General features: G+C 28.9%; 23 protein-coding genes. 1 reads left to right on the top strand and 22 read right to left on the bottom strand.

The annotated features are described in order from the left end of the window. Positions 1–49: 49 nt before the first annotated feature. The 5 genes from Q0W06_RS02600 to pnuC all read right to left on the bottom strand — a co-directional run bounded on the left by Q0W06_RS02600 (position 50) and on the right by pnuC (position 4,887). Positions 50–211 carry a hypothetical protein gene (locus Q0W06_RS02600; protein WP_297631002.1) on the bottom strand — a complete coding sequence of 54 codons (162 nt, stop codon included), beginning with the start codon at positions 209–211 and terminating at the stop codon, positions 50–52. 14 nt (positions 212–225) lie between these two features. Beyond that, a complete protein-coding gene (gene mglC / locus Q0W06_RS02595; RefSeq protein ID WP_297630999.1) occupies positions 226–1,260 on the bottom strand; it encodes a galactose/methyl galactoside ABC transporter permease MglC in 1,035 nt (344 codons plus the stop codon). A gap of 14 nt (positions 1,261–1,274) precedes the next feature. Then, on the bottom strand, positions 1,275–2,774 hold the full coding sequence (gene mglA, locus Q0W06_RS02590) for a galactose/methyl galactoside ABC transporter ATP-binding protein MglA (protein WP_297630996.1): 1,500 nt from the start codon (positions 2,772–2,774) through the stop codon (positions 1,275–1,277). Between the two features lie 76 nt (positions 2,775–2,850). After that, a complete protein-coding gene (locus tag Q0W06_RS02585) occupies positions 2,851–3,900 on the bottom strand; it encodes a galactose ABC transporter substrate-binding protein (protein WP_297630993.1) in 1,050 nt (349 codons plus the stop codon). 201 nt (positions 3,901–4,101) lie between these two features. Beyond that, on the bottom strand, positions 4,102–4,887 hold the full coding sequence (pnuC, locus tag Q0W06_RS02580) for a nicotinamide riboside transporter PnuC (protein WP_297630991.1): 786 nt from the start codon (positions 4,885–4,887) through the stop codon (positions 4,102–4,104). Positions 4,888–5,234: 347 nt separating this feature from the next. Between pnuC and Q0W06_RS02575 the strand changes: the two genes are divergently transcribed. Beyond that, a complete protein-coding gene (locus tag Q0W06_RS02575) occupies positions 5,235–6,242 on the top strand; it encodes a hypothetical protein (protein ID WP_297630988.1) in 1,008 nt (335 codons plus the stop codon). A gap of 165 nt (positions 6,243–6,407) precedes the next feature. Here the strand turns inward: Q0W06_RS02575 and galT are convergent, their stop codons facing one another. From galT to Q0W06_RS02490, 17 genes are all read right to left on the bottom strand, one after another. Then, positions 6,408–7,922 (bottom strand): UDP-glucose--hexose-1-phosphate uridylyltransferase, encoded by a 1,515-nt coding sequence (gene galT, locus Q0W06_RS02570; RefSeq protein WP_297630985.1) that lies wholly within the window; start codon positions 7,920–7,922, stop codon positions 6,408–6,410. A 14-nt stretch (positions 7,923–7,936) separates the two neighbouring features. Then, a complete protein-coding gene (locus tag Q0W06_RS02565; protein WP_297631196.1) occupies positions 7,937–9,106 on the bottom strand; it encodes a galactokinase in 1,170 nt (389 codons plus the stop codon). Between the two features lie 226 nt (positions 9,107–9,332). Further along, a complete protein-coding gene (locus Q0W06_RS02560) occupies positions 9,333–10,394 on the bottom strand; it encodes a LacI family DNA-binding transcriptional regulator (protein ID WP_297630983.1) in 1,062 nt (353 codons plus the stop codon). 94 nt (positions 10,395–10,488) lie between these two features. Next, entirely contained in the window at positions 10,489–11,532 is a 1,044-nt protein-coding gene (locus Q0W06_RS02555; RefSeq protein ID WP_297630980.1) for an aldose epimerase family protein, read from the bottom strand. Positions 11,533–12,407: 875 nt separating this feature from the next. Next, positions 12,408–13,214 (bottom strand): MurR/RpiR family transcriptional regulator, encoded by an 807-nt coding sequence (locus Q0W06_RS02550; protein ID WP_297630978.1) that lies wholly within the window; start codon positions 13,212–13,214, stop codon positions 12,408–12,410. A gap of 215 nt (positions 13,215–13,429) precedes the next feature. Next, the gene (locus Q0W06_RS02545) at positions 13,430–14,638 is read right to left on the bottom strand and encodes a PTS sugar transporter subunit IIC (protein WP_297630973.1); all 1,209 of its coding nucleotides are present in this window, start codon (positions 14,636–14,638) and stop codon (positions 13,430–13,432) included. Between the two features lie 6 nt (positions 14,639–14,644). Then, a complete protein-coding gene (locus Q0W06_RS02540) occupies positions 14,645–14,773 on the bottom strand; it encodes a hypothetical protein (RefSeq protein WP_297630970.1) in 129 nt (42 codons plus the stop codon). A gap of 407 nt (positions 14,774–15,180) precedes the next feature. Beyond that, complete coding sequence (locus Q0W06_RS02535; protein WP_297630967.1) at positions 15,181–16,722, bottom strand: SpaH/EbpB family LPXTG-anchored major pilin; 1,542 nt, start codon at positions 16,720–16,722, stop codon at positions 15,181–15,183. A 20-nt stretch (positions 16,723–16,742) separates the two neighbouring features. Then, entirely contained in the window at positions 16,743–18,653 is a 1,911-nt protein-coding gene (locus tag Q0W06_RS02530; protein ID WP_297630964.1) for a SpaA isopeptide-forming pilin-related protein, read from the bottom strand. 190 nt (positions 18,654–18,843) lie between these two features. Next, a complete protein-coding gene (locus Q0W06_RS02525) occupies positions 18,844–19,854 on the bottom strand; it encodes a TDT family transporter (RefSeq protein ID WP_297630961.1) in 1,011 nt (336 codons plus the stop codon). Positions 19,855–20,096: 242 nt separating this feature from the next. Next, on the bottom strand, positions 20,097–20,975 hold the full coding sequence (locus Q0W06_RS02520; RefSeq protein WP_297631193.1) for an IS3 family transposase: 879 nt from the start codon (positions 20,973–20,975) through the stop codon (positions 20,097–20,099). Beyond that, complete coding sequence (locus Q0W06_RS02515; protein ID WP_297630958.1) at positions 20,945–21,238, bottom strand: transposase; 294 nt, start codon at positions 21,236–21,238, stop codon at positions 20,945–20,947. Before Q0W06_RS02515 ends, Q0W06_RS02520 begins: the two co-directional genes overlap by 31 nt. Positions 21,239–21,352: 114 nt before the next feature. After that, the gene (locus tag Q0W06_RS02510; protein ID WP_297630956.1) at positions 21,353–21,715 is read right to left on the bottom strand and encodes a hypothetical protein; all 363 of its coding nucleotides are present in this window, start codon (positions 21,713–21,715) and stop codon (positions 21,353–21,355) included. A gap of 69 nt (positions 21,716–21,784) precedes the next feature. Further along, positions 21,785–22,747 (bottom strand): hypothetical protein, encoded by a 963-nt coding sequence (locus Q0W06_RS02505; RefSeq protein ID WP_297630953.1) that lies wholly within the window; start codon positions 22,745–22,747, stop codon positions 21,785–21,787. 224 nt (positions 22,748–22,971) lie between these two features. Beyond that, a complete protein-coding gene (locus tag Q0W06_RS02500; RefSeq protein WP_297630950.1) occupies positions 22,972–23,553 on the bottom strand; it encodes a sortase in 582 nt (193 codons plus the stop codon). After that, positions 23,546–24,466, bottom strand: coding sequence for a Cna B-type domain-containing protein (locus Q0W06_RS02495; RefSeq protein ID WP_297630947.1), 921 nt, complete (start codon positions 24,464–24,466; stop codon positions 23,546–23,548). Before Q0W06_RS02495 ends, Q0W06_RS02500 begins: the two co-directional genes overlap by 8 nt. After that, positions 24,453–25,286 carry a class C sortase gene (locus tag Q0W06_RS02490; RefSeq protein ID WP_297630944.1) on the bottom strand — a complete coding sequence of 278 codons (834 nt, stop codon included), beginning with the start codon at positions 25,284–25,286 and terminating at the stop codon, positions 24,453–24,455. Before Q0W06_RS02490 ends, Q0W06_RS02495 begins: the two co-directional genes overlap by 14 nt. Positions 25,287–25,299: the final 13 nt, after the last annotated feature.

Here is a 25,299-nt window from a genome sequence, read left to right as displayed (position 1 = left end):
TATAATTGAACATAAAAAAACTGGCCTAAGCCAGCTTTTTCTATCAATCTTAAATTAAAATTCCAACTATTAATGCAAATAGTAATAATCCAAATAACATTACTAGTATCTTATCCATAGTCTCTAAAGATATATCTATACGTCCATATAAAGTATCTCTAACACCTTTTTTCTCTTTAATATTTTCTTCTATTTTTTTCTCTTCATTCATTTTATCTTACCTCATTACTTCTTAGCGATATATTTTCTTACATCTAAAGCAACTGCTACTATGATAATTAATCCTCTAATTATATATTGCCAATATGCATTTACTCCTATGAAGTTTAATCCATAGTTGATAACCTGTAATAGTACTGTTCCTAAAAGTACTCCAGGAATAGTTCCAATACCACCTGAGAAAGAAACTCCTCCAACTACACAAGCAGAAATTGCATCAAGTTCATAGTTAAACCCTGTAGCTGTTGATGTAGACCCAGCTCTTGCAGCTTCTAAGAATCCTGCTAAGCCGTAAAGCATTCCAGCTATAATGAATATCATCATTACATTTTTAACTATATTAACACCTGAAACTGCTGCTGCCTCTGGATTTCCTCCAATTGCAAACATATTCTTTCCTAGAGTTGTCTTATTCCAAATAAACCACATGATTAATGCAACTATTGCTAAGTAAAAAACTAAGTATGGTATTTCTACACTTCCAAGTTTTAATGATCCATTTACTGCATTTGTATATCTAGAATCTAAATTTGCTACTGGTTGAGCACCTAATGGTGGTCTATCAATATAAAGACAAGAGATACCAAAAGCTATAAGCTGAGTTCCTAAAGTAATTATAAATGCATGGACTTTTAGTTTTGCTACTCCAAATCCATTAATAGCTCCAAATATTCCACCAATTATTATTGCAAGAATTAATGGAAGTACTAGTGGTAACACTGGTAAATCTGGATACATTCTTGCTGCATAAGTTGATGATTGTAATAAAGAAGCTGAAATTATAGCAGTAAGTCCTAAAATACGTCCTGCTGATAGGTCAGTTCCTTGTAATACTATAAGACCTGCAACTCCAAGTGCTAAAATCCCTCTAGTTGATGCTTGACTTAAAATATTAGTAAAGTTCTTTAATGAAAGGAAGCCTGGCTCCTTTGCAATAAAGAAAACAATCATTAAAAATAAAACTATATATAAAGCATAGTTAAGAAAAAAATCTATAACTTTCTTTTTATCTATCTTTTTTTCCACTTTATTATTTTCCATAAATAACACCCCTTTTAAATATATTTTGCTGCCATAGTCATAATAGCTTCTTGAGTAAGCTTGTCCGTATCCTCTATTCCAGCTACTCTTCCATTGGACATAACTAAAATTCTGTCACAAATTCCAAGTAGTTCTGGCATTTCTGAAGAAACAACTATTACACCTTTCCCCTTTTTAGCTAAATCTATTATTAATTGATATATTTCATATTTAGCTCCTACATCAATTCCTCTAGTAGGTTCATCTAATAAAAGAATTTCTGGTTTTGTTAAAAGCCATCTTCCTATAATAACTTTTTGTTGATTTCCACCTGATAAAGTTTTTATAGCTGTCTTTGAACTAGGTGTTTTTACCTTCATACTATCTATAACCCACTTTGTATCTTCTTCCATCTTCTTAGAATTTAAAACCCCCTTATTGCTATATCCATCTATATTAGCAATAATAGAATTAAAGTTTATAGATAATTGTCCAAATATCCCTGTAGCTCTTCTTTCTTCAGTAAGTAAAGCAAATCCATTTTTAATAGCTTTTCTTGAAGTAGTATTGTCAACCTTTTTACCGTGAAGAATTACTTCTCCTTCACTATGTTTTGCAATTCCAAATATAGTTTCTAAAAGTTCTGTTCTCTTAGATCCAACAAGTCCTGCTACTCCTAGAATCTCACCTTTTCTCAATGCAAAAGATGCATCTACTATAGATGGTTGATACATTCCAGTTAAGTTTTTAACTTCTAATATAACATCCTCTGGCTTATTATCCTTTGGAGGGAATCTATCACCTAAATCTCTTCCTACCATTAATTTAATTATTTTATCTGTAGTAAGATTTTTAGCTTCTATTGTATCTATCCACTTACCATCTCTCATAATAGTTACATCATCAGAAATCTGTAAAATCTCCTCCATCTTATGAGAAATGTAAATTATTCCACAACCTCTATCTCTAAGCTTATTTATTATCTTAAATAAATGTCCTACTTCTTCTTGTGTTAAAGATGATGTAGGTTCATCTAATACTAAAATCTTTGCATTATAAGAAACTGCCTTTGCAATCTCTACCATTTGTCTTTGAGAAACTGATAATTTTCCCATTTTAATCTTCGGATTAACATCTATTTCCAATTCATCTAAAACTCTTTTAGTTTCATTGAATAAAATTTTCGAATCTACAAGTCCCATTTTCCCTGGGAATCTTCCAAGCCAAATGTTTTCCATAACATCTCTTTGTAAAACTTGATTAAGTTCTTGGTGAACCATTGCCACCCCATTTTCCATAGCCTGTTTTGGGTTAGAAAATTTACTTTTTTCACCCTCTATAAAAATCTCACCTTCATCTTCTATATAAACTCCAAATAGACATTTCATTAAAGTTGATTTTCCTGCTCCATTCTCACCCATAAGAGCATGTACAGTTCCTGGTCTTACTTTTAAATTAGCTTTATCTAATGCTTTAACTCCTGGAAAGTTTTTGCATATATCCTTCATTTCAAGAATAAACTTCTTATCTGCCATTAAATTCTCACCACTTTTCATTATTATTTATAAGAGGGCTGCATTAAACAGCCCCTATTTTAAATCTTAAATTATATTATTTTGCACCTTTTACAAACTCTTTATATGGTATACGAACTGAAACTTCAGTATCATCAAATTTGTACTCAGTTCCTTCTACAGCTGTTTTTCCATCAACTAAATTTAAACCACACTCTAAAAGAGCTTTTGCCATTGCTTCTGCATCTTGAAGAACAGAACCAGTCATTAATCCTCTTTCTATTAAATCTTGAGCTGCTGCTGTTGCATCTACTCCAACTACAGGAATAGTCTTTTTAGCATCTCCATTGTTATATCCTTGAGCTTGAAGTGCTGCTATTGCACCTTGAGCCATTCCGTCATTATTTGCTATTACAACTTCAACATCATCTTTAAATCTTGATAACCAAGCTTCAGTAGCATTTTGAGCTGCTGCTTGATCCCAGTTACAAACTTGTTGAGCTAATTTTTCAGTTTTAATTTTTGCTTCGTTTATTGTATCTACAGAATACTTAGTTCTAGCTATAGCCTCTGGATTATCAGGTTCACCTTGAAGCATTACATATTGCATTACTCCATCACCATTTTTATCTATAGCTTTTGAATCTTTTTCCCAAAGCTTAGATAAGATTTTTCCTTGTAATACTCCAGCTTCTTTTGCATTAGTTCCTACGAAAACAGCTTTATCATAAGATTTTACTGCATCTGTAGTACTTGGCTCTCTATTAAATAAAACTAATGGAACTTCTTCAGCTTTTATTTTATCTACTACTGTTTGAGCTGCTCCTGTATCTACTAAATTAACTAGTAATAAATCCATATCTTTTTGTAAAAGTGTATCTATACTATCATTTTGAGTAGCTTGGTCACCTTTTCCATCTACAATAGTAAGTTCTATCTTCTTATCATTTTCTTCAGCAATCTTTTCTATGTTTTGTCTTACTGTAGAAATATAAGTGTCATCAAATTTATAAAGACATACTCCTACTTTAATTGAATCCCCTTCTTTTGCTCCGCCATCAGATGTAGCTCCTCCACATCCAACTAATGAAATAGTCATCATTGCTGTTGCCATTGCCATTGCTAAGACTTTCTTTACATTTTTCATAACTTCCCATCCCCTTCAAATATATAAAAATTTCTTTTTAGTTATCGTTTACAATATTATTATAGTTTTATTTGCCATTTTTATCCATCCAAATTCCTACACACTTATATCGAAATTCTTAGATGTTTTAAATATAAGAATTTCCATATAAAAAAAAGCAAACCACTACGATTTGCTTTTAATTTTCCTAAATATTAAACTTTATGCTTGTTTTTCTTTTTGCTCTGATTTAAATATCTTTACCCAAACAATATATCCATAAACAACTCCTATTATATATTGAGTTAAGTTTACTGTATTTGATAAACTTGCAATAAACATAGGTATGTTATGAAAATTAGAATGAGTCAATTGAATAATAAATGTTATTGCTGCAACTGAATTATAAACAATCCAAAAATACCATTGTTCAATAAACCTTAAGTCTGTTAATACAGAAGCTATTATGGCTGTCATAGCAGTAAATGCATCTAAAACAATTTGTGGATCTTCTTTCATATGGATATTAAATAAAGATGATAAAAGAGTTGGTAAATATTTTAAAAGTAGTCCATAAGCAATCCAAAATAAAATCATAATAACTATTAATACGCCCCAGTTTTTTGATTTCATTTTCTTTACTTCTAAAGTCGAGTCCTTCTTTAGATTCTTCTCCCACGCAAAAAAACCATAGATTTGTATTGGTAATGAAAAGAATAGGTTCTGAATAAATTGACCATACAATCCATTAAAGAAACAGATTATAGCCATTGCAATTGTACTTCCCCACCAAAAAACATAAGCTGCTGGCTTTGCTTTTGCTGTATATATAGAAACAAAAATACCACATATAACTGAAAAAAATCCCAACACACTTAAAGGTGAGAAAACTGTACTTATACTAGTTTTTGTTAAGGCTAAAGGTAATAAAAAAACAACTAAACTAGCAACTAAAAAGAATCCAAAGAATATTTTCTGAAACAGTGTTAGTTCTTTAAAAAATTTCATAATTAACAACTCCCATCATATTCTAAAATATTAGATTTTTTTACCTTTTCTACCCCTAGTTTATCATGAATGTTTTTCTATTTTTCAATAATGTCTAATTATTCAAATAATATTTGTAAAATTTACTATTAATAAATTAATATTGCCTTTATTTTAATTTCCATTAATCTATCTTTTATTATAAGATTTTATTTAAATCATCACTTTTTTTAAAAAATATTCTTTTCTTTTCCTCAGTTTATTATAATTTTCACTATTAAATTATTAAATTTTGTTACTTGCTTAATAATTTAATCTGCACTACTCTTTTAAAGTATTATTTTATTTTTTATGAAAGGAGAAATATTATGAAAAAAATTATGACAAATGAAAATGGAAGTAAAAAAACTATTAAAACTGGCTATAGTTGGACAACCTTCTTTTTCGGATTTTTCCCATCTCTATTTAGAGGTGATATAAAATCAACATTAAAACTTATTTTTATCGGTATTATAACTGTAGGTATATACCCTACTTATAAGTCTTTTAATATAAATAAGGATTATGAAAATTTTCTTATTTCTAAAGGTTATAAAGAAATTGGGGAAGAGGATACAGGTTTTAAAAGTCATCCTGTTCTAGAAAAAGTTGTAACTTGGATTGCAATTGTATTAGGTGTAATTCGAATACTGGTATTAATCGGAATAATAATATTCTATACTTGGCTTTCAGCTAATGAAGCACCTGTAGTTCCTATATCATCTCCTCCAGTACAACAAACTACTCAAAAAGCTTCAAATACTAGTACTAATAATACTAAAACTTCAACTACCCCTGTAGTAGCAAATACTACTCAAAAGCAGTCTACATCAACAAACACTAATAACTCAAAGGAAACTACGACTCCAGCGCCAAATACAAATCAAACCTCAGCGCAAACTCAAAGTACAAATAATACAAATAATGCCGGTAATATGTATAAATCTAATGTAACAACTACTGATTTAGGTAACTTACAAACTAAGTATGCTAATGCTTTAGCTACTATTGGTCAAAACTATGGTAGTTCATATGCTCAATACGGTAGTCCAATTTTAGGTGGAGATCAACAAACTAATATTCAAATTGGAAAGACTTTTTATAATCAAATGAATACTGTCTTAAATGAAGAATGGTCTGATTTATATCATATTCTAACACCTGATCAATATTCTAAATTACAAAAACAAGAACTTCAATGGATTAATAGCAGAGATATAAATGCTGAAAAAGCTGCGAATTCTGCACAAAATGGATATTCAGAATCTACTTATTATATACAACGTGGAGTTGAAACAAGAGAAAGAATACAAGAATTAAGTCAAATGTATTTTTAGATAATACTTTATTATAATAAATATAATCTAAAAAAATATTTTTCTTTTAAAAACAAAATATTTTTTGACAAATTTATAAAGAAAAAGTAAATTAATCTCTCATAATTAGAAAAAACTCACGTAATGAACTATTGTTAAATATTCATTACGTGAGTCCTTTTAATTTTAGATTTCCTTTTTTAACTTACTAATATATCTATCTAGTGCTTCTCTTCCTTCATTGTCCCATTTAAATACGCCACAATGTTCTAGAACTTTAGAGAATACTTCTCCAACTTCTTTTTTAAGTAAAGAATCTATATTTTCCGCTGTAAATTCATTCTTATCTTCTATTTCCTTTATCCAATCTAAATGAATTTTTAAAGTATTTGATATATTTTCTTTATATTTTCCTTTATTTAAAATATAATCTTTTATTTCTTCAATTTCATCTTTTAATCTAGCTGGAAGAACAGCTAGTCCTAAAACTTCGATTAAACCAATATTTTCTTTTTTAATATGGTGAAGCTCTTCATGTGGATGGAATATTCCATCTGGATGTTCTTTGCTTGTTCTATTGTTTCTTAATACTAAATCTAATTCAAAAAGTTCTCCTCTTCTCCTTATTATTGGAGTTATTGTATTATGAGGTGTTTCTCCTGAAAAGGCTAGTACAGAAACTTTATCATCAGAGTATCCTCTCCAATGATTTAATATTTTTTCTCCAAGTTCACTTAATCTATTTCTGTCCTTAGAGTTCATTCTAATTACAGTTAAAGGCCATTTTATTATAGATAAACTTATGTCTTCATAACCTTCTATACTAAACTCTTTAACAGACTTTGCTTTATCCATTGCAAATGTATATCTTCCACCTTGATAATGGTCATGAGATAATATTGAACCTCCTACAATAGGTAAGTCTGCATTTGAACCTGCAAAGTAATGTGGGAATTTTTGAACGAACTCTAAGCTTCTATCAAAAGTATCTCTATTTATAACCATTGGCTCATGTTTTCCTGAAAGTATTATGCAATGCTCATTATAATATGAATAAGGGGAATACTGCATATACCAATTTTCATTTTTAAGATTTATCCCAATAACTCTTAAATTCTGTCTTGCAGGATGATTTAATCTTCCACTATAACCTACATTTTCTTTGCAAAGTAAACAGCTTGGATAAGATGATGCTTTTAAATTTTTTGCAGCAGCTATTGCTTTAGGATCCTTTTCTGGTTTAGATAAATTTATTGTTATATCTAAATCCCCATACTCAGTCTCTGCTTTCCAAGTAATATTTTTAGCAATCCTATCTACTCTTACATAATCACAAGCCTTACTTAAATTATAAAAATAATCTGTAGCTTCTTTTTTATCTTCTTTATATCTTAAATTAAATTCTCTAGATACTTCAGATGGTCTTGGCATTAAAAGCCCCATTATCTTAGTATCTAATAAATCTCTATATACTGATGTATTCCATTCTAAAATCCCTTGCTCTAAAGCGTAGTTTAATAGATTATCTAATATTTCTGTTGGTGAATCTAAATCCTCATCTTCTGTTTCAACTTCTTTATATTCATCTAATTTAAATAAAGCTATTAAAGAATTTCTTATATATATCTTGTCCTCTTCTTGAAACAATTCTTTTTTCGCTCCATATTTAACTAGTCTTTCAAGCTCTTTATATACATCCATAAAAATATACTCCCTTAAATTTCTGTCGTTCCATTCCCTATATTAGCTATATAGAACTCTGCATCATATCCTATTTTTTCTTTATATCCTTTAGAAACTGCTTCTATAAATTCATCTTTTTTATCTTTCTTTACTATAAATACTGCACATCCACCAAATCCTGCACCTGTCATTCTTGCTCCAACAGTTCCTTCAAAGTTCCATGCAAGTTCTACTATAGTATCTAACTCTATTCCTGTAACTTCATAATCATCTCTTAAAGATATATGAGACTGATCCATAAGCTTTCCAAACTCTTCTAAGTTTCCTTTTTCAAGTTCTGCTGCAGCTTTTAGAGTTCTTCTATTTTCATAAACAGCATGTTTTGCTCTCTTTATTCTTATATCGCTTTTTATTAAGTGTTTATTAGTTTCAAACTCTTCCTCTGTTAATTCTCCAAGTGATGAAATTGAAAGTTCTGTTTGTAGCTCTTCTAAAGCTTTTTCACATTCACTTCTTCTTTCATTATATTTTGAATCTCCAAGTCCTCTTCTCTTATTTGTATTACCTATAACTATTATTTCATCTTTTAAAACTATTGGATAATAGCTGTATTTTAATGTATTACAATCTAATAATATTGCTGAATCTTCTTTACCCATTCCAATAGCAAATTGATCCATTATTCCACAGTTAACTCCAATAAACTTGTTTTCTGCTTCTTGGCAATACTTAACTAACTGGATTCTATCTATATTGAATTTATGGATTTCATCCATCATAACTCCCATTAAAAGTTCTAATGATGCTGAAGATGAAAGTCCTGCTCCATTTGGAATATTTCCGTAAACAACCATTTCAAATCCAGTATTTATTTTATACCCATGTTTATTAAGCACATCTAAAACACCTTTTGGATAGTTTGCCCAATCATGTTCTTTTTCATTTTTTAAATCTTCTATATTAAATTCAATTACTCCTAATTCTTTGAAGTTATCTGAATACATTCTAACTAAATTATCTTCTCTAGTTCTTATAGCTCCATAAGTACCAAAGCTTAATGAACATGGAAATACATTTCCTCCATTATAATCTGTATGTTCCCCTATTAAGTTAACTCTCCCTGGTGAAAAAAACACTCTCACACCTTCACAGTTTGAATAAATATCTTTAAACATTTCTATCATTTTATTTTTCATCTCTATCCCACCTTATTCCAAATAATTTATCTTTTTACAAAATATCCTATACCTATAGCATATTATATTTTTCTTCTTATGTAAACATTTTTAGTAAAATTATTTTTATTTTTTTACTAAAATTTGCTTCATTTTAGAATTATTCTTTTAAAACCCTTTTATATAAGCAAAAAACTCCTAAATAAATAAATTTATATAACTTTATAAACCTACTTAAAAGGAGTTTTTACTTTTAAATTTTATTTACTGTTTCTCTTACAACTAATCTACTTGCTATAAGAACTTCCTTTGGATACTTTCTCTTCTTGTGAATTCTCTCTAATAATAAATCAATTGCTGCATCTGCTAAATACTCAATATGTGCACTTACTGTAGTTAATGGTGGCACTGTATGCCTAGCTCCAACAATATCATTAAATCCAACAATACTAATCTCTTCTGGCACTCTTATACCTTCTTCTGCTAACGCCTTTAAAACACCTGTTGCTACAGTATCATTTCCAACAAAAAAGGCTGTTGGCATTTCCTTTTCACTCTTTAATAAACCTTTTATCTTTTCATATCCAAGTAAAGCCGTCATTTCATGTGTATCTAATACATTTTCTTCTCTGAATCTATTAGTCTTTTTCATATACTCTACATAAATACTGTATCTTTCTGAAATCTCTCTTTCCTTTTTATCATTTAAAGTTTTTACACTTCCAACATATCCAATGTTCTTATGCCCAAGCTCTCCTAAAAACTCTAATGCCTTAAGAGTTCCACTTTTAAAATTAATCTTTACTGAATCATGTGTATCTCGTGGTGAAGAATCTACAAAAATTATATTTTCTGATAACTTTTCTATTAAATCTACATCTTCATCATTAAACTTTCCTATAGCAATAACTCCATGGAGTTCCTCATCACCTATAAACTTATATCCTTCTTCATTTCTATAAATACTAATAGCACTTATATTATTTGAAAAACATTCTTTCTCTACCATTCGTCTAAGTAATAAATAATATGGATCCTCTAACTGTTCAGTTATACTGCACATCTCAATGATTCCAACTTTTGATTTTTTAACTTCTTCAACCAAGCCTTCTTTTCTAGTTTTTAATGTTTTATAATTTAATTCTTCTGCTGTTTCAAATATTTTCAGCTTAGTTATATCTGAAACTGAGATTTTATCATCATGATTTAATACTCTCGATACAGTTGCAATAGATACTCCTACAACTTCTGCTATTTCTTTTAATGTTGCCATATCTCCCATTCCTTTATCTTTTATTACTTTGAATACTATCATATAATCGAGAGTCATTTCAATATTTTAGTAAAAAAATTTTATTTTTTTACTAAAATGGTTAAATCATATATTTTTTATTATAAAATCCTCTTTTTTACTTTACCCCAAACTCATAAATAGTTTCTTTACTAAACTTTTCATTTGCTTTTAAAATAGAATACTCCTTAAATGCTTCCTTATATCCTATTGGTGGATATTGAACTTCTAAACAAACACTATTTCTTCTCTTAGTTTCTTTTCCCTCTTTCAGAGTTAGTCCATCTATAAAGTTTTGGCTATATACTACAACGCAAGGATATTCAGTAGTTATCTTCATATATCTACCACTTTGTTCATTATAAAGTTCTACATGTCCCTTTTCATTTTCCTTAAACATAAAAGGATGATCATAACCAAAACCAAGTTCTAATTGTTTAGATTTTCCTTCTATATCTCTTCCTATTTTCTTATCACTCATAAAATCAAACTCTGTATTTTCAACAGATATAACCTCTCCTGTTGCTCCTCCATTTTCATCAATAGCTAGGATTCTATCACAGTTCATCTTTAAAGAATGATTTAATATATCTTCTTTATAATCTCCTGATAAATTAAAATAACAATGATCAGTCATATTCATTAAAGTATCTTTATCAGAAACTCCCTCTATCTTAAAAATCAACTTATTATCATTAGTGATTTCATAAGAAACCTTAACCTCTAAATTTCCTGGATAACCTTCTTCTAAATCTTTTGATAAATAAGTAAACTCTAAAACTGTATTATCTTCCTTTTCTATAACTTCTACATTCCAAATTTTCTTATTAAATCCAACTGTTCCACCATGTCCACTATTAACACCATAATTTTTATTCAAAGTGTATTCGTTGTCATTCAAGGTAAATATACCTTTATCTATTCTTCCTGCTGTTCTTCCTACAGTTGCTCCATAATATGATGGATTCTCTATATAATTATTTTCATCTTCATAACTTAAAACTATATGCTGAGGTTGTCCTTCTCTATCCCATGTTTTTATTTCAGTGATAGTTGCACCTAAGTTTAATATGGATACTTGAAGCCCTTTCTCATTATCAACACTATATTTTATAATATCTTCTTGCCCTAAGTTTCCTACTATTTTCTTTTCTAATTTCATTTTCTCGTCCTCCCCTATTTAAAATCCAAATTTATACAACTCCATTTTACTACATCTTTATCTTTAATAAAACATTCATTTTTCTTTAAATACAAAAAAGAACTGCCACATACAATGCAACAGCCCTTTAATTAAATTCAAAATTTAATGCCTTAAGTTGTAAATTTTATAAGTAATACATTAAATTTTTTATTAATATAGTATTTATTATACCTATTTTCAAACTTATTTCAACCACTTTATTCTATATATAATTTAGTCTATTATTATTTTTAATATCTATTTTTTAGTGTTTATATCTATTAACTAATATCCTTTATTATTTTCTATAATTTTCTTATACAAATAATATTTCCCACATATTATTTGTCTTATCTTTATCTATATTCATTATTTTCCCTCTAATTCTATATTTATCATATTTATTAACTTTTTTTGAATTTCAAATTAAACGTTTTCTTTTTCCTTTTTTATGCTTTATAATTTAAACAACAAATATTTACAAGTGAAGGGAGCTATTATTTATGAATGTAAATTTTAATTCTAATGTATCGTATCATACTATTTCTTTTAAAAGACCTGAGTCTTTTAAAAAATTGTCTCATTCCTCTTCTATAGATATTAACATTTCTAATGGTATGGAATCTTATTTATCTGTATACAACTCTGCATATGATAAGTATGCAAGCTTCGATAATGATTCTTTAAATAAAGAATTTAAAAACATCAAAATGAGTTATTCCTGTGAGACAGAAAGAGCTTTACTCTTCGCTTATATAAACGTTTCTAAAAGTCGAGGTCTTATACGAAGTAATTTTTCAATTTAAAGCAAAAAACTAAAACTAGAGCATGGCATTACCTCTAGTTTTATTTTACTATCTATACGCTTCAAAAATTTTTCCTTTTGCTCTGTGTATTCTTTCCTCATCAATCTTTAATAACTCATCACACACTTCCTCAATAACAAACAATTGAGATGTTAATCCTAATAATGTAGTTTCCTTTTCTTTTACAGACTGTGATGCAGTTAATAATACATAATCACTAATATTAGCTAAAGCTGATGGATTGTAGTTTGTTATCCCAACTATCGTTGCTCCATTTTTCTTAGCTATCTTTAAATTTTTAACCGTTTCCATTGATTCTCCAGATGCAGATAGTCCTATAATCAAGTCTCCCTTAGTAACTAAACTTGATTTTAAAATCTGTATATGTTGCTCTTCACAATAAAAACTAGTATATCCTAGAAATGATAACTTCATTTCCATTGCCCTTGCTGACAATATTGATAATCCTGACCCATAAATATATATATGCTCTGCATTCTTTATTAATTTTGCTACATTAAAAATTTCACTTTCTCTTTGAATTTTCAATGTTTGATTTAACATTGAAATCATTTCATCATAGGTTTTATTTATAATAAGATCTTTATTTTTCTTTTCTTCCTTTTCTATTGAATGGATCACAGCTTTTTTAAATTCATGGAATCCGCTATAGCCTATTTTCTTGCAAAATCTTAATACTGTAGCTTCTCCAACTGTGCACTCTTCTGCTAATTCCGTAACTGATATATATGACATTTTTTCAATATTTTCTAGTACAAATTCTGCAACTTTTCTTTCTGACTTTGTCCATTCAAGATACCCACTTTTTATCTTAACTATCAAATCAATTTTCATTATCCTTTTCTCCACTTTCTCAAAATAAATTCCCCTCTTTATAATACCTCATTTTACCATTTATTTAAACGCTTCCCTATTTATCAAATAATTAATATATTTAATTATTTCACTTAATTTATATTAAATAAAAAGGCTATCACAAGCTTATATTATCGAATACTTCTGTGATAGCCTAAATTTATTTAATCTTTATTTATTTTTTTAATTTTTATTTAGCTTTCTTTTATCTTATTTGCTGCGATAACAAATGGGATGTAGATAACTACTGAAAGTATTATTAATCCTATTGATAAAAGAGCTGCTTTTATGTCTCCACCTGTTGCTAAGTAAGCTGAAACTACTGGTGGTGTTGTCCACGGAACCATAACTACTGTTTTTGAAATAAATCCTGATGCTGTAGCTAAGTATGCAATTACTAAACTTACTACTGGTGCTAAAACTAATGGTATCATGAATATTGGGTTTAACACTACAGGTAGTCCAAACATTAATGGCTCATTGATATTGAATAACCCTGGTATTGCTGAGAATTTAGCAACACTTCTGTAATCTTCTCTTTTTGATACTAAGAATATTGCTAATAATAATCCAATAGTCATTCCTGCTCCCCCTGCGAAAGAGAATGCATCCATGAAAGGCTTTGTAACTATATTTGGAATATCTACTCCGTTTTGGAAAGCAACCATATTTTCTTGGATTGCTGGTAATAAAGTTGGCTCTGTAATAGGACTTAATATAAATGCCCCATGTAATCCAAAGCACCATAGAAGGTTTTGAACTATTAATACTACAATGATTCCTGGTAACCCTTGGAATACTGCTTGTATTGGTGATTGTATAACCTTTGTTATAATTTCATAAACGTCCATTTTTATATATTTAACAGATAAGAATGATACTATTGCAAATACTGTTAAAACGATGATTGCTGGTATAAGTAAATTGAAACTCTTTGATACTGATGGTGGTACTGTATCTGGCATTTTTATAGATAATTTATCAGATTTTTGAAGTTTTCTTAAAAACTCAACTGCTAAAATTGAACCTATAATTGCTACGAATAACCCCGTTGCTGATGTATATAACTCAGAGAAAACTCCTCCGATTACATTGTCGCCAGCTGTTATTGAGTTTGGCATTAAACATAAAACTGCACCTAATGCTACAAATGCTGTTCCTAAAGCATCCATTTCATAATGCTTGGCCAATTTATACGCTACACCTATTGCTAAACAAATAGCCATAAATCCAAGTGTTGCATAGTAAGCACTAAGCCCAACTGCTTTAAACTCATCAAAATTTCCAAATGATCTTAACATACCATTTTTTGAATCAAGAACTACATTATTTATTAATACAAAAAACGATCCTACTATTGTTAATGGCATAACTGCTATAAATCCATCTCTAACTGCTACCAAGTGTCTCTATGAAGAAAACTTTGCTGCTATCGGTCCTATCCAGTCTGCTATTTTTTCTGAAATCTTTTGCATTTTAACTCCCCCCTTATGTATACGTTTTACTAAGCGATATGGTTTTGCCAATTTCTTCTTCAATTGGCTCCTCACTCTTTATACTTTAATTATATACAATATTCACAGAATGTCAACATTTTTCCACTTTATTTTTACTTTTGGAAATTTTTCTCCATTTTTTTCTTTATTATTTTTTCTGAATAATATTTCATATATTTTTTTTACTATTTTTATCACAAAATACTGTATATCCCGTTTTTATAGGGTTTATTCCAAAGTAAAAGCCCTAAAATATTTTTATACTTTAGGGCTTTTCAGCTTAATATATTTATATCTTATTACAAATTTTATTAATATAAATATTAATAAAATTAAAACAAAACACATTTTTCATTCATTTTTATCTATCAATTTTATATTTTAAACTTTTTCACTATGAAATAATATTCTCTACAAATTCATTCCATAATCTATATATTTTATTAAAGTTAACTCTTTCTTTTTCTTTTAATTAATACTGCTCCAACACTTCCCATTAAAAGTATTCCTACTACTGAAAATATAGTTGTTCCTATACCACCTGTTTCTGGTAATAATGTATCTGTAGTATTTATTACTGTAGTTCCTAATTCATTATTAGTTATAGTTATTAACTCCGAATTAGTTGTTACCATAGAAACTATATTTCCTGTTCCATCATATTCTACAGTTATTATAAACTCTATAGGATCTATTTTATTATATCCATCAGGAGCTTTAGTTTCTTCTAATACATATTTAACTTTATCATCTAATCCAACTATATTAAACTTTCCATCTTCTTCTGAAACTATAGTTTGTATACATCCCTCATGACTTTTATCATGATTTCCACAAAGGATATATTTATTCCCATCTTTTTTAAAGAATAAGGCTTGCCCATCTTTTTTTAATTGAAACTCTGCACCTGCAAGCCCTGTAGTTCCATCTTCTTTTGTCTTTAAAACATCGAATTTAAAAGTATAGTCCTTTACTGTTATTTTAGGTGTTTCTGCTGTATCATTTTCTTTATAAGGATTATTACTATATTCTAAATAAACTGTATTATCATTTGATTTATCAGCTGTTACTGCCTTTTCATTTAATGTTGCTGAGTAATAGATATATAGATTATCACCTTTATTAAGGCTCATTGTCTCTATAACTTTCATAATATCTATATCTATCTTAAAAGTTTCAGTACTGCTATTTGCTACACTAACAGTATAGTTTCCTTCTACTTTTTTCTTATTAGACTTATCGCCAACATATATTTCTACATCATTGTTAAAAGTAAGCCCATCTGTCATCTTATCATGTATTACATACTTATAACTTTCATATCCATTTATGTCTGGTACAGTAGTTATAACTCTATACTCTACTTTATCACCAATTTCATTATCCCCAACTTTATCCCAATCCTTTTCCTCATTGTGATATATGTCTTTGTCTATAGTTGGTCCCTGTGCTTTAAGATTTATAATTAAATCTGTTGTTGTACTCCCCATTGATGCTAATGCTATTGCAGAACTTGGAGTATCCGCTCCCTGTTCCCCATTATCAATTATAAGATAATGTCCTAGTTCTTCTACATTTATAGTAACCTTTTCTAAACCTCTATCTATTATTACATCATCTATATCTGTAATTTTTGTTTCCTTAATTTTCTCTTCTTCTATATACTTCATTAATTCATCTGCTACTTTTGCCTTATTATCTTCCATATATTTTTTAGCAAAACTTTGTAATTCCTCATTCCCCGAATTTTTTTCTTTAAAAAACTTTTCAAATTTTTCATCTATGGTGTAAGATTTATTTTGACCATCCATGGATATAGTTAAATCAAAAACCTTATATACGCTATAAGTGTGATTTTCCATTGAAGTTCCTGTTACTTTTGGATTATTATTTATTATTATTCTTCCCACATTATCTGCAAAAGCTGGAACTCCTCCAACCATAAAAATTAGAATAAATATTGTACCTAATATTCTTTTTAACTTTCTCATAAAGCCTCCTTAAAGCCTTTTTACTCGCTAATAGCCCTCTTATTATTAAGTTTTAATACAATTGCTGAAATCAACATCATCACCGCAGCAATTAAAATATATTTATCTGTGCCCTTTCCCCCGGTTGCTGGTAAAGTTTCATTTCCTTTTCCATTCTTTACAACTATAGTTCCCTTGTTTTTTATCTCTATTGTATCTATTGATTTTATATTTACTGCTCCATCTCCTTTAATATAAAAAACTATATTGCGCCCTATTACATATCCATCTGGAGCTTTAGTTTCAACCAATACATATAATTTGTCATATTTTAATTTACTATCTTCAACTGTAATCTCTCCATTATCCTTAGTTTCTATATTCCCCTTTATTTTTTCTCCTATAGGCTCTCCTTTTTCATTTGCTTCATATATATCAAATATAGCTCCCTTTAAGGGAGTTTCTTCATATCGATCAATTTTTTTTATTACAAATTTTATAATCTCTTTTTCTTCTTCTCCAATATCTATATCTCCATATGGCCACATATGACTTTCCATATTTCCACCATACCAAGACTTTACAATTGCACATCCATTAATATTTCCACCATGCCAGCTACCACTTTTATTACTATTCCAAAAAACTCCATTAGGTGCAATTATATGTCCTAGAATATCACTAATTCCATTTCTAACTATTCGCCCTTGTTCTCCTTTAGTTTCTATGTTTGGTAAGTTCCAAACTATATTATTTTCCTTTCCATACTGTGGTCCATTTCCATTAAACATTTTTCCATTAACCCATATCTCCGGTAATAAATTTTGTTTTATTCCATCTATATTTACTCCAAATAAAGAATTACCTTCAAAGTTTATAGTTGTTCCATATGGATAAGGCTTTACCATCGGATCATAGCCTTTTGGATAAATTAAATTTACTACCTTTAATTTACTGGCATCCTTAATGATATAATTTTTTCCTACATCAATATTTAATTGTCCCTCTTTATTAATTACATATCCATTCCCCTCTTTTTCTCCTTCATTTGAAACAAGAATATTATTATTTTTCTTTAGTAATGCTCTTGATTCTTTAAGTATCTCTTCTCTCATTTCATCAAAATTTATAAAATTATTATTTTGAAAAGTTTTAAGCCTTCCCTCTCCATTAGGTGTAAAATATTCTCCCTTTTTATCTACTACATAGTAAAGTGTTTCATTTCCTGTTTTTATTCTAATTCTATTTTTCTCTTCACTTACATAAAAATCTGTATTCTTATGAGCTGCATCATCCCTATCATATGCTAATGTTACACTTCCTCTACTTCCATCTTTTGTCCTAATAAGCTCTCCCACATAAGATGGAACTCCCTTTGCTAAATCTGATACCGTTAATGCTCCACCATACTCTGTTGTTTTATAAGCTCTATCTTTAGCTATAATAGGCCCTATTATATGTGAACCTGTTATATTTTCAAAAGATAAAACATTATAATTCCCCAAAATATTTTTCAAAGTATAATTTCCTATTATCTCTTTAAAATTTTTAGTAGTCACATTTCCGTCAGTTATTGCCTTATCTTTTTCTACATCTACTTTATCCTCTTCTATATTCTCTTCCTTACCTTTCTCTGCCTCATCTTTCTTTTCATCTGTATGATTTTCCTTCTCTTCATCTATGTATTCTTCCTTCTCTTCAGCTTCTATATTTTCTTCTAATTCTTTTTCCTCTTCCTGTTTTTCGCTTTCTGTTATTTCTATTTCCTCCATATTTTCTTTTTCTTTTGAATTTTCTTCTTCTTTTTGATTATCTATATTTTCAATACTTGTTTCTTCTTTTATATCTACTTCACCATTTTTTTCTGAAATTGCTATAGCTGGCACATATGAACAAAAAACAAATATAGAAATCATGCACATTAAAAATATTCTTAATTTTCTATTCTTCACTTCCCCTCCTCCTTAATTTGCAGATTTTTAAACGCTCAATAATCAAAATATGCTTTCTCTCCAAAAATGTTACTTATAATTTTGTGCATACAAAAAAAGCAAACTAATATCTGTTTACTACTCTTTTTTACTTCTTATTTTATTTTTTTGCATAAAAAAACTGTGCCTATTTTATTGGCACAGCCTATTCTTATTTTGCTTCTGTACTTAATATTTCATCAATTTCAATAATGTCTTTTTCTAATCTTTCTTCTGCTACTGGATTTATAGCATTTACAAATAATTTTAAGAAATTGAATAATACTTTAAATACTACGTAGCTTGTTATAAATATTTCAACGTTACCTAAGAATGTGAATACTGTTGCTAAGTTTGCACAATGAAGTCCTGCATAGTATGCTCCTAATTGGTAACTTGCTAAAGTTCCTATTGCTAATGGGAAAGTGAATGTTGCATGTATTGGTTTAAAACCTTTTTTAAATTCTTTAACAATGTAACTATATACTACTGGTAATAAAATTAATCCTGTAATAATTAACCACCATAACATAATTGGATTTGGGTTTTTGTATAATGCAAGCATTCCTACAACTCCAAGAGGTGCTGGAGAACATATAATTCCTATAGTTGGTATTTTATGATCTTCCATTTTTTCACTTCTAAATACGATATATAAAACGAATGGTAATAATATTGTATAGAATACAAATCCAAATATAAGCATGAATTTTGCAATTGGTTCAACTCCTACCATTCCTTTACTAGCAATTGATCCTGTTATCATTCCTGTATACACAATGAAAGCTGTTGGAACTACATTCTTAAAGTTTCTTTCTTTTACTCTTAAATATGTGTAAAAACCAACTATAAAGTAGTGCCATACTACACCTGCAAGCCATAAAACTGTACATATTCTTGGTGCTTCACTATAAAAGAATGCTGCTACAAGCCAAGTTACCATAGCTAATGTTGGGTAATATGTTCCTAAAACTGGGTCTTTCATTTCACTATAAAATTTTCTTGGATAAAGAACTACTTTTCCTATCATTAAAACTAACATTCCCACAGCAAGAGCTATTGCTACTGGTTTAATATAATCTATTCCCTTTATTTTAAAACTATTACTCAATGTAATAAATGCTAAACAAGTACCACTTATTCCTATTGGATAATTTTCTAATTTCTTTAAATACTTAATCATATAATTTGCCTTCTTTCGTTTATCGCTTCTATTTGAAGAACATCTATTTAAACTTAAGTCCTAATCTCTTCTACATCTATGATTATAGACCCCTTATAATCATAAGTAAAATACTATTATTTTATAAAAATAATAGGTAAATACCTATATAAAAGCAAACAAAGAAAGCACTAAAAACATAGCACTTTCTCTACCTATTCACGAAAGTTATCAAGAAAAGTACACAAATAAAACAGTGAATTTTAACTAACTAGCACTTGCTCATCCCAGACTTCGTTTGGCGTTTTATAATCCAATGCTGAATGGAGTCTGTCTGAGTTATATTCTAGTTCTATGAACTTAATAATGGTCTTTTTAGCATCTTTAAACGTCATTTTAGAGATATCATCTATCTCAGTCTTAAGAGTCTTCCAAAATGTCTCTATTGGTTGATTATCAGTAGGTGAACCTGGGCGGGACATACTAGATTTAATTCCGTACCTATCTAGTAATTTTTTAGTGGCATTTGCTGTGTACTGACACCCTCTATCACAGTGATAGATTAAATCTTTTCCGGGTTGGCACCTGCCAACAGCCATTTCAATAGAGTTCTGTACTATCTCCTGTCTAGCATGTCTTGCAATATCCCATCCTACTAACTTTCTTGAGCCTACATCAATAACTCCACTAATAAAAACTCTTCCACTTTTATATTTAATTTCGCTAATATCAGCGCACCAAAGCTTATTTATTTCTTTTACCTCAAACTTCTTTTTCACTAGGTTTTCACTAGTATACTCAGCTTGAGTCTTTTTTGGTGCTTTTCGCTTTCGCGGACGCCCGTATTTAGATACTAAGCCATTTTTACTAAGAACTCTGCTAATTTTAACTTCACTTACTGTTATTCCATCACGTCCAAGAGCTTTTTTAATTCTAACTCTACCATACTTTCCTTTATTTTTGAAAAAACAGTGAATTATACTGTCTTCATGGTCGATATTCTTAACTCTAACAAGTGATTTTTTATGCTTTATAAGTCCACTTCTTGACACTTTCAACACTCGGCATACAATGCTTGTGTCATACTTCTCTAGCTCCGTTACAGCAAAGTCTAATCTTGCTGTTTTGCTTTCGCAAAGTATGCCGCTGCTTTTTTTAATATTTCATTTTCTTGTCTAAGAAGCTCTAATTCCTTCTCCATTTGCTTTACTTTTGCATCCTCTGATCTAAGCTTACCTTTTCCCACGAATGCTTCGCTACCGAAGGTTTTATATTCATCAACCCAACGATAAACCATTACTTGATTTAATGAAAACTTCTCAGCTACAATTTGCAACTTAACGTTATCTTCAACGATTAATTTGCACACTTCATTTTTGAACTCTCTTGTATATTTTCTAGCCATTTTCTTCCTCCATTTAGTAAAAATATTATATCATTATTTTCACTGTTTTAAATGACTACTTTTAGTATACAAGTTTCCTCTCTTCTCTCTTCTCTTTTCCCTCTTTCCTCTTTCCTAAACAAAATCCTCTAATCTATACTGGATTGTTCCCATATCCAAAATCTCTTCAATCAAAGAGTCATTTGTATCAAGAAAATTATGTTCTAAATGTCTTCTTCCATATATAATATTTTTCCCTATTAATTTTTGAATCCTTTTTCTTAAAGTTTCTTTTGTTACTATATTAAAGAAAGGATATCTTTGAATAAAATCACTATCATTTATATGAAAATATTCTAGTCCTCTAATTTTTATAAAAGTTGTCTCATCACTTTTCTTTAATTCATAAAGATAATTAATGATTACTATGTCTTTAAAATCTAATTTTAACCTAACACATATCTCTTGATTAAATCGCATATCAATTATTTTTTGCATATTCTTTCCCCCTTAAATTTTTCTCTCATCTAATAGATATGCAAAACTAAATTTTAGGGGGCAATTTTCTTAAAATTTTATAGATTTTTTTCCCTTTTTCTTTTTATATAGCACAGTTCCACCACCGATAGTTACAATTGCACCTAGCCCTACTGCCATTGCTATATTATCTTCTTTTTCTTTCTCATTTAATTCATCTTTCTTTTCTTTATATGCTGCTAAATATACTTCCTTAAATTTTTCATCTACTGTGTTATCAAAAGCTTCAACTTCTCTTCTTCCACTTGCATCTTCGGCCCCCTTTAGCTTGTACTCTTCGATACTTTTAGTTATATATTCATCAATTCCCTTTTTGTAGCCTTCAGTATAACTCTCTTCAATTAATTTATTTTCATTTCCTTCTTTACTTTCACTACCTTTTATTCCATCATTATATCCTTCTTCTGAAGCTAGCTTTATTTCATTCTCTATCTTTTTTGCTCCTTCAGCATGTCCTCTATTATATCCCTCTACATACTCTTCTTTATAATTCCCATTATAATTCTCACCTAAATTTTCTTTTTTATCATATCCGTCCTTAAGGCCTTCTTCATACCCTTTTTTATTTGTCTCTTCTTTTTCTTTTTTAATTCTTTCTTCTTGAGCTTTCTTTTCTGCTTCTACTCTTTTTTGTTCTTCTAGTTTTCTTTGCTCCTCAGCCTTTTTTTGTGCCTCTATCTGAGCTTGATTATTATTGTTTGTAGATCCATTACTTTTATTTGCAGAATTATTGCTAGAACTAGAGTTTGTCCCATTTCCTGTTGACGATTGCGGTGGTGTTGCTACTGCTTTATATGGGCACCCATTATTGTGTAAATGTGGTGGATTCCCTCCACAATGATAGTGATAAGAACCTAATCCTGATTTATTCTGATTATCCTTATGTCCTCCACTTCCATCTGTTCTTCCTCCATGTGCATTTGCAGTTATGCTTCCCCCTATAGTTAATGCACATAAAAGTGCCACTACTATCTTCTTTTTTCTCATTTTCAAATCTAATCCCTCTTCCCACTTAGAAATTTTAAATATTAACATTTTATTAATTGTTCATCTTTTATTAATATATCATCTTATGGAATTTATTTCAATACAAATTTCTACATTTTTTAATTCTATTAATTAATAGAATTAAACTTTTATAAAAAACTTATAAATAAAAAAGTAGCAGTTTAATTTAGTCTAACTGCTACTCTTATTCCCTAATTCCTGCCTCATGTTCACCCCATTAATCTTTCACATCTAATGGCAACACGGTTTATTCTGTTATATGAACAAGTAAATAAGGTTAAATCCCAATCTCCGCTTATCATATCTTCAACCTTCGTTTTATGAAGCTCTTCTTTTTCTTTTACCTGATACTTATATTGGATTCCTTCTACATCAGTAAATTTAACTTCATCACCTTTATTTAACTTCTTTATATTTGAAAAATGACTATTATAATTATGTCCCATTAAGACCATAGAATCATCTTTTATAGATCCCTTATATCTGCATGGAGATATTTCTAAATCCTCATAACTCCATTCCCATTGAATAGGTAGTTTAAGTCCTATACTCTGAATTTCTAAAAGTCCTATATACTTTCTTCCATTAACCTCTATTGTTTTCATTCTTCCTTCATCTTTAATTTTATAGCTATCTCTAGAAATTTCTCTATCTAATATATTAAATACCTCTAAGGAACTTTTTTTCCCTTTATAGTCATTATATATATTATTAAAAGTAATTACAGATGCTACTGTAATGCAGATAACACCTAATAGCATAAAAAATCCTGAAACTTTTTTCTTATCCATTTTTTCTATTTAGAATCCATCCTACACCAATTAAGACTATCCCTGTAAAAGCAAGCCCTTGTGGTAACATCCACGGACTTCCCGTTTGAGGCAATACAGTTGATGGTTTGTCTATTCCTATCTCCTTATAAGTGTTTTTAATCTTTATCTGTGTAGAATATTTTTCATAGCTTACTTCATATCCTTTTGGAATATTTTTTTCAACTACAGTCCAATTATACTTTGAATTTAAATCTTTCCATTCATACTTCCAATTATTAGTTTCTTCAAGAATAACACTATCATCTTTAACTCCATCTTTATATAAATAGACCTCTATAAATGATGGCTTATCCTTTTTCTCCTCATCATTAATCCAAATCTTTTCTACATTAAAATCTATCTTATCTTTTTCTATCTCTTCATTCTTTGTATTTATAACCACTTTATTTACCCATTCATTAGTATTTTTATCTTTACTAGGTATAGTAACTAAAAATGGCTTTGTTTTTATGTTTTTATCTCCTAGTCCAACATCTGCAATAAGCAGGTATAAGCCTTTATCTAAGTTTTTAAATACAACATATCCATCTTCCTTTGTCTTATCTTCCTTAAAAGCCTTTATATTATTTCCATGGACATAAGCCTCTAATGTATCTCCTATATTATTTAACTTATCCTCTTCTCTTATGTTTTCAAAATCAATACCACATTTTAAAAACTCTTCTTCAAGAACAATTTTATCCTCTAAGATTTTTCCTACCTTATAAACTTTAAAATTATTATTTGCTATAGGTTTATTTTTATTAAAATGCTTTATTGTAATCCATCCATCTAAAACCTCTTTATCCATAGCATTTGCTATGGATATTGGCATAATAAACAAAATCATTAAAACTAAATAAACTATTCTCTTACCTTTATAAATCTTCATTTCTCCTCTCCACTTTTTTATTTTTCTTATATTTCTTCAATATAAAATACCCACCGATTATTAGAATGATAATTATAAAAATATATTTAAATATATCTTCTTTTTTCCCTATTACTTCAATGTTTTTTTCTTCCTCTATATTGTTTGTTTTTTCGCTTTTAACTAATAGCCTATGCGAGTTAACCCCATAAGGTGTACACGTTACTAAAGTTAATATATCTTTTCCTTTAACCGGCGTTATATTTTCTACTTCTTCTGGTAAGACTACTTCTTTTTCATTAACTTTATAAGTAAATGTTTCTCCTAAAATTTTAATTATGATTAAATCATTTTTCTCTAACTTTTCTAAATCTGTAAATAGCTTTGCTGATGGAAGTCCTGTATGTCCTGTAAGAACACTATGCATTCCTTCTCCTCCAATAGGCAAGCTTGTACCCTCTAAATGCCCTACTCCTCTTTGAAGTACTGGTTCTGACGTTCCATGATATATAGGGAGTCTTACATTTATTTTATCTATTATAATAAATCCTATAACCTCTTCTTCATTTACTTTTAATTGGTTTAAATAATTTTCGTCTGTAGACTTTCCTGTCTTTATAGAGAACCCTTTTTTTAATAATTCTTTATTATATTTTCTTCCCTTTTCTAAAATCTCATCTACTTTAACTTCATCTATTTTTTCTATCTCTTTTTCATACTTACCTATACTATAAGAACCAACTAAACTATTATAGTAATTACTGACTTTTGGATAAATTAAAATAATAAATCCTAGTATAAAAACTAATATTAACCCTATATTAGATAACTTTCTTTTCATCTACCTATCCACC

The organism is uncultured Clostridium sp. (genome assembly GCF_947072515.1).
GTDB lineage: Bacteria > Bacillota > Clostridia > Clostridiales > Clostridiaceae > Clostridium.
The sequence above is the reverse complement of the archived record's forward strand: the minus strand, read 5'-3'. Positions and strand labels throughout refer to the sequence as shown.

Coding starts and splice junctions, on each gene's coding strand:
- Q0W06_RS02600 (WP_297631002.1), bottom strand. CDS start 211: ATGAATGAAGAGAAAAAAATAGAAGAAAATATTAAAGAGAAAAAAGGT.
- mglA (WP_297630996.1), bottom strand. CDS start 2,774: ATGGCAGATAAGAAGTTTATTCTTGAAATGAAGGATATATGCAAAAAC.
- Q0W06_RS02550 (WP_297630978.1), bottom strand. CDS start 13,214: ATGAAAATTGATTTGATAGTTAAGATAAAAAGTGGGTATCTTGAATGG.
- Q0W06_RS02500 (WP_297630950.1), bottom strand. CDS start 23,553: ATGGATAAGAAAAAAGTTTCAGGATTTTTTATGCTATTAGGTGTTATC.
- Q0W06_RS02525 (WP_297630961.1), bottom strand. CDS start 19,854: ATGATTAAGTATTTAAAGAAATTAGAAAATTATCCAATAGGAATAAGT.
- Q0W06_RS02555 (WP_297630980.1), bottom strand. CDS start 11,532: ATGAAATTAGAAAAGAAAATAGTAGGAAACTTAGGGCAAGAAGATATT.
- Q0W06_RS02585 (WP_297630993.1), bottom strand. CDS start 3,900: ATGAAAAATGTAAAGAAAGTCTTAGCAATGGCAATGGCAACAGCAATG.
- pnuC (WP_297630991.1), bottom strand. CDS start 4,887: ATGAAATTTTTTAAAGAACTAACACTGTTTCAGAAAATATTCTTTGGA.
- Q0W06_RS02510 (WP_297630956.1), bottom strand. CDS start 21,715: ATGCAAAAAATAATTGATATGCGATTTAATCAAGAGATATGTGTTAGG.
- mglC (WP_297630999.1), bottom strand. CDS start 1,260: ATGGAAAATAATAAAGTGGAAAAAAAGATAGATAAAAAGAAAGTTATA.
- Q0W06_RS02535 (WP_297630967.1), bottom strand. CDS start 16,722: ATGAGAAAGTTAAAAAGAATATTAGGTACAATATTTATTCTAATTTTT.
- Q0W06_RS02575 (WP_297630988.1), top strand. CDS start 5,235: ATGAAAAAAATTATGACAAATGAAAATGGAAGTAAAAAAACTATTAAA.
- Q0W06_RS02560 (WP_297630983.1), bottom strand. CDS start 10,394: ATGATAGTATTCAAAGTAATAAAAGATAAAGGAATGGGAGATATGGCA.
- Q0W06_RS02495 (WP_297630947.1), bottom strand. CDS start 24,466: ATGAAGATTTATAAAGGTAAGAGAATAGTTTATTTAGTTTTAATGATT.
- galT (WP_297630985.1), bottom strand. CDS start 7,922: ATGGATGTATATAAAGAGCTTGAAAGACTAGTTAAATATGGAGCGAAA.
- Q0W06_RS02515 (WP_297630958.1), bottom strand. CDS start 21,238: ATGGCTAGAAAATATACAAGAGAGTTCAAAAATGAAGTGTGCAAATTA.
- Q0W06_RS02490 (WP_297630944.1), bottom strand. CDS start 25,286: ATGAAAAGAAAGTTATCTAATATAGGGTTAATATTAGTTTTTATACTA.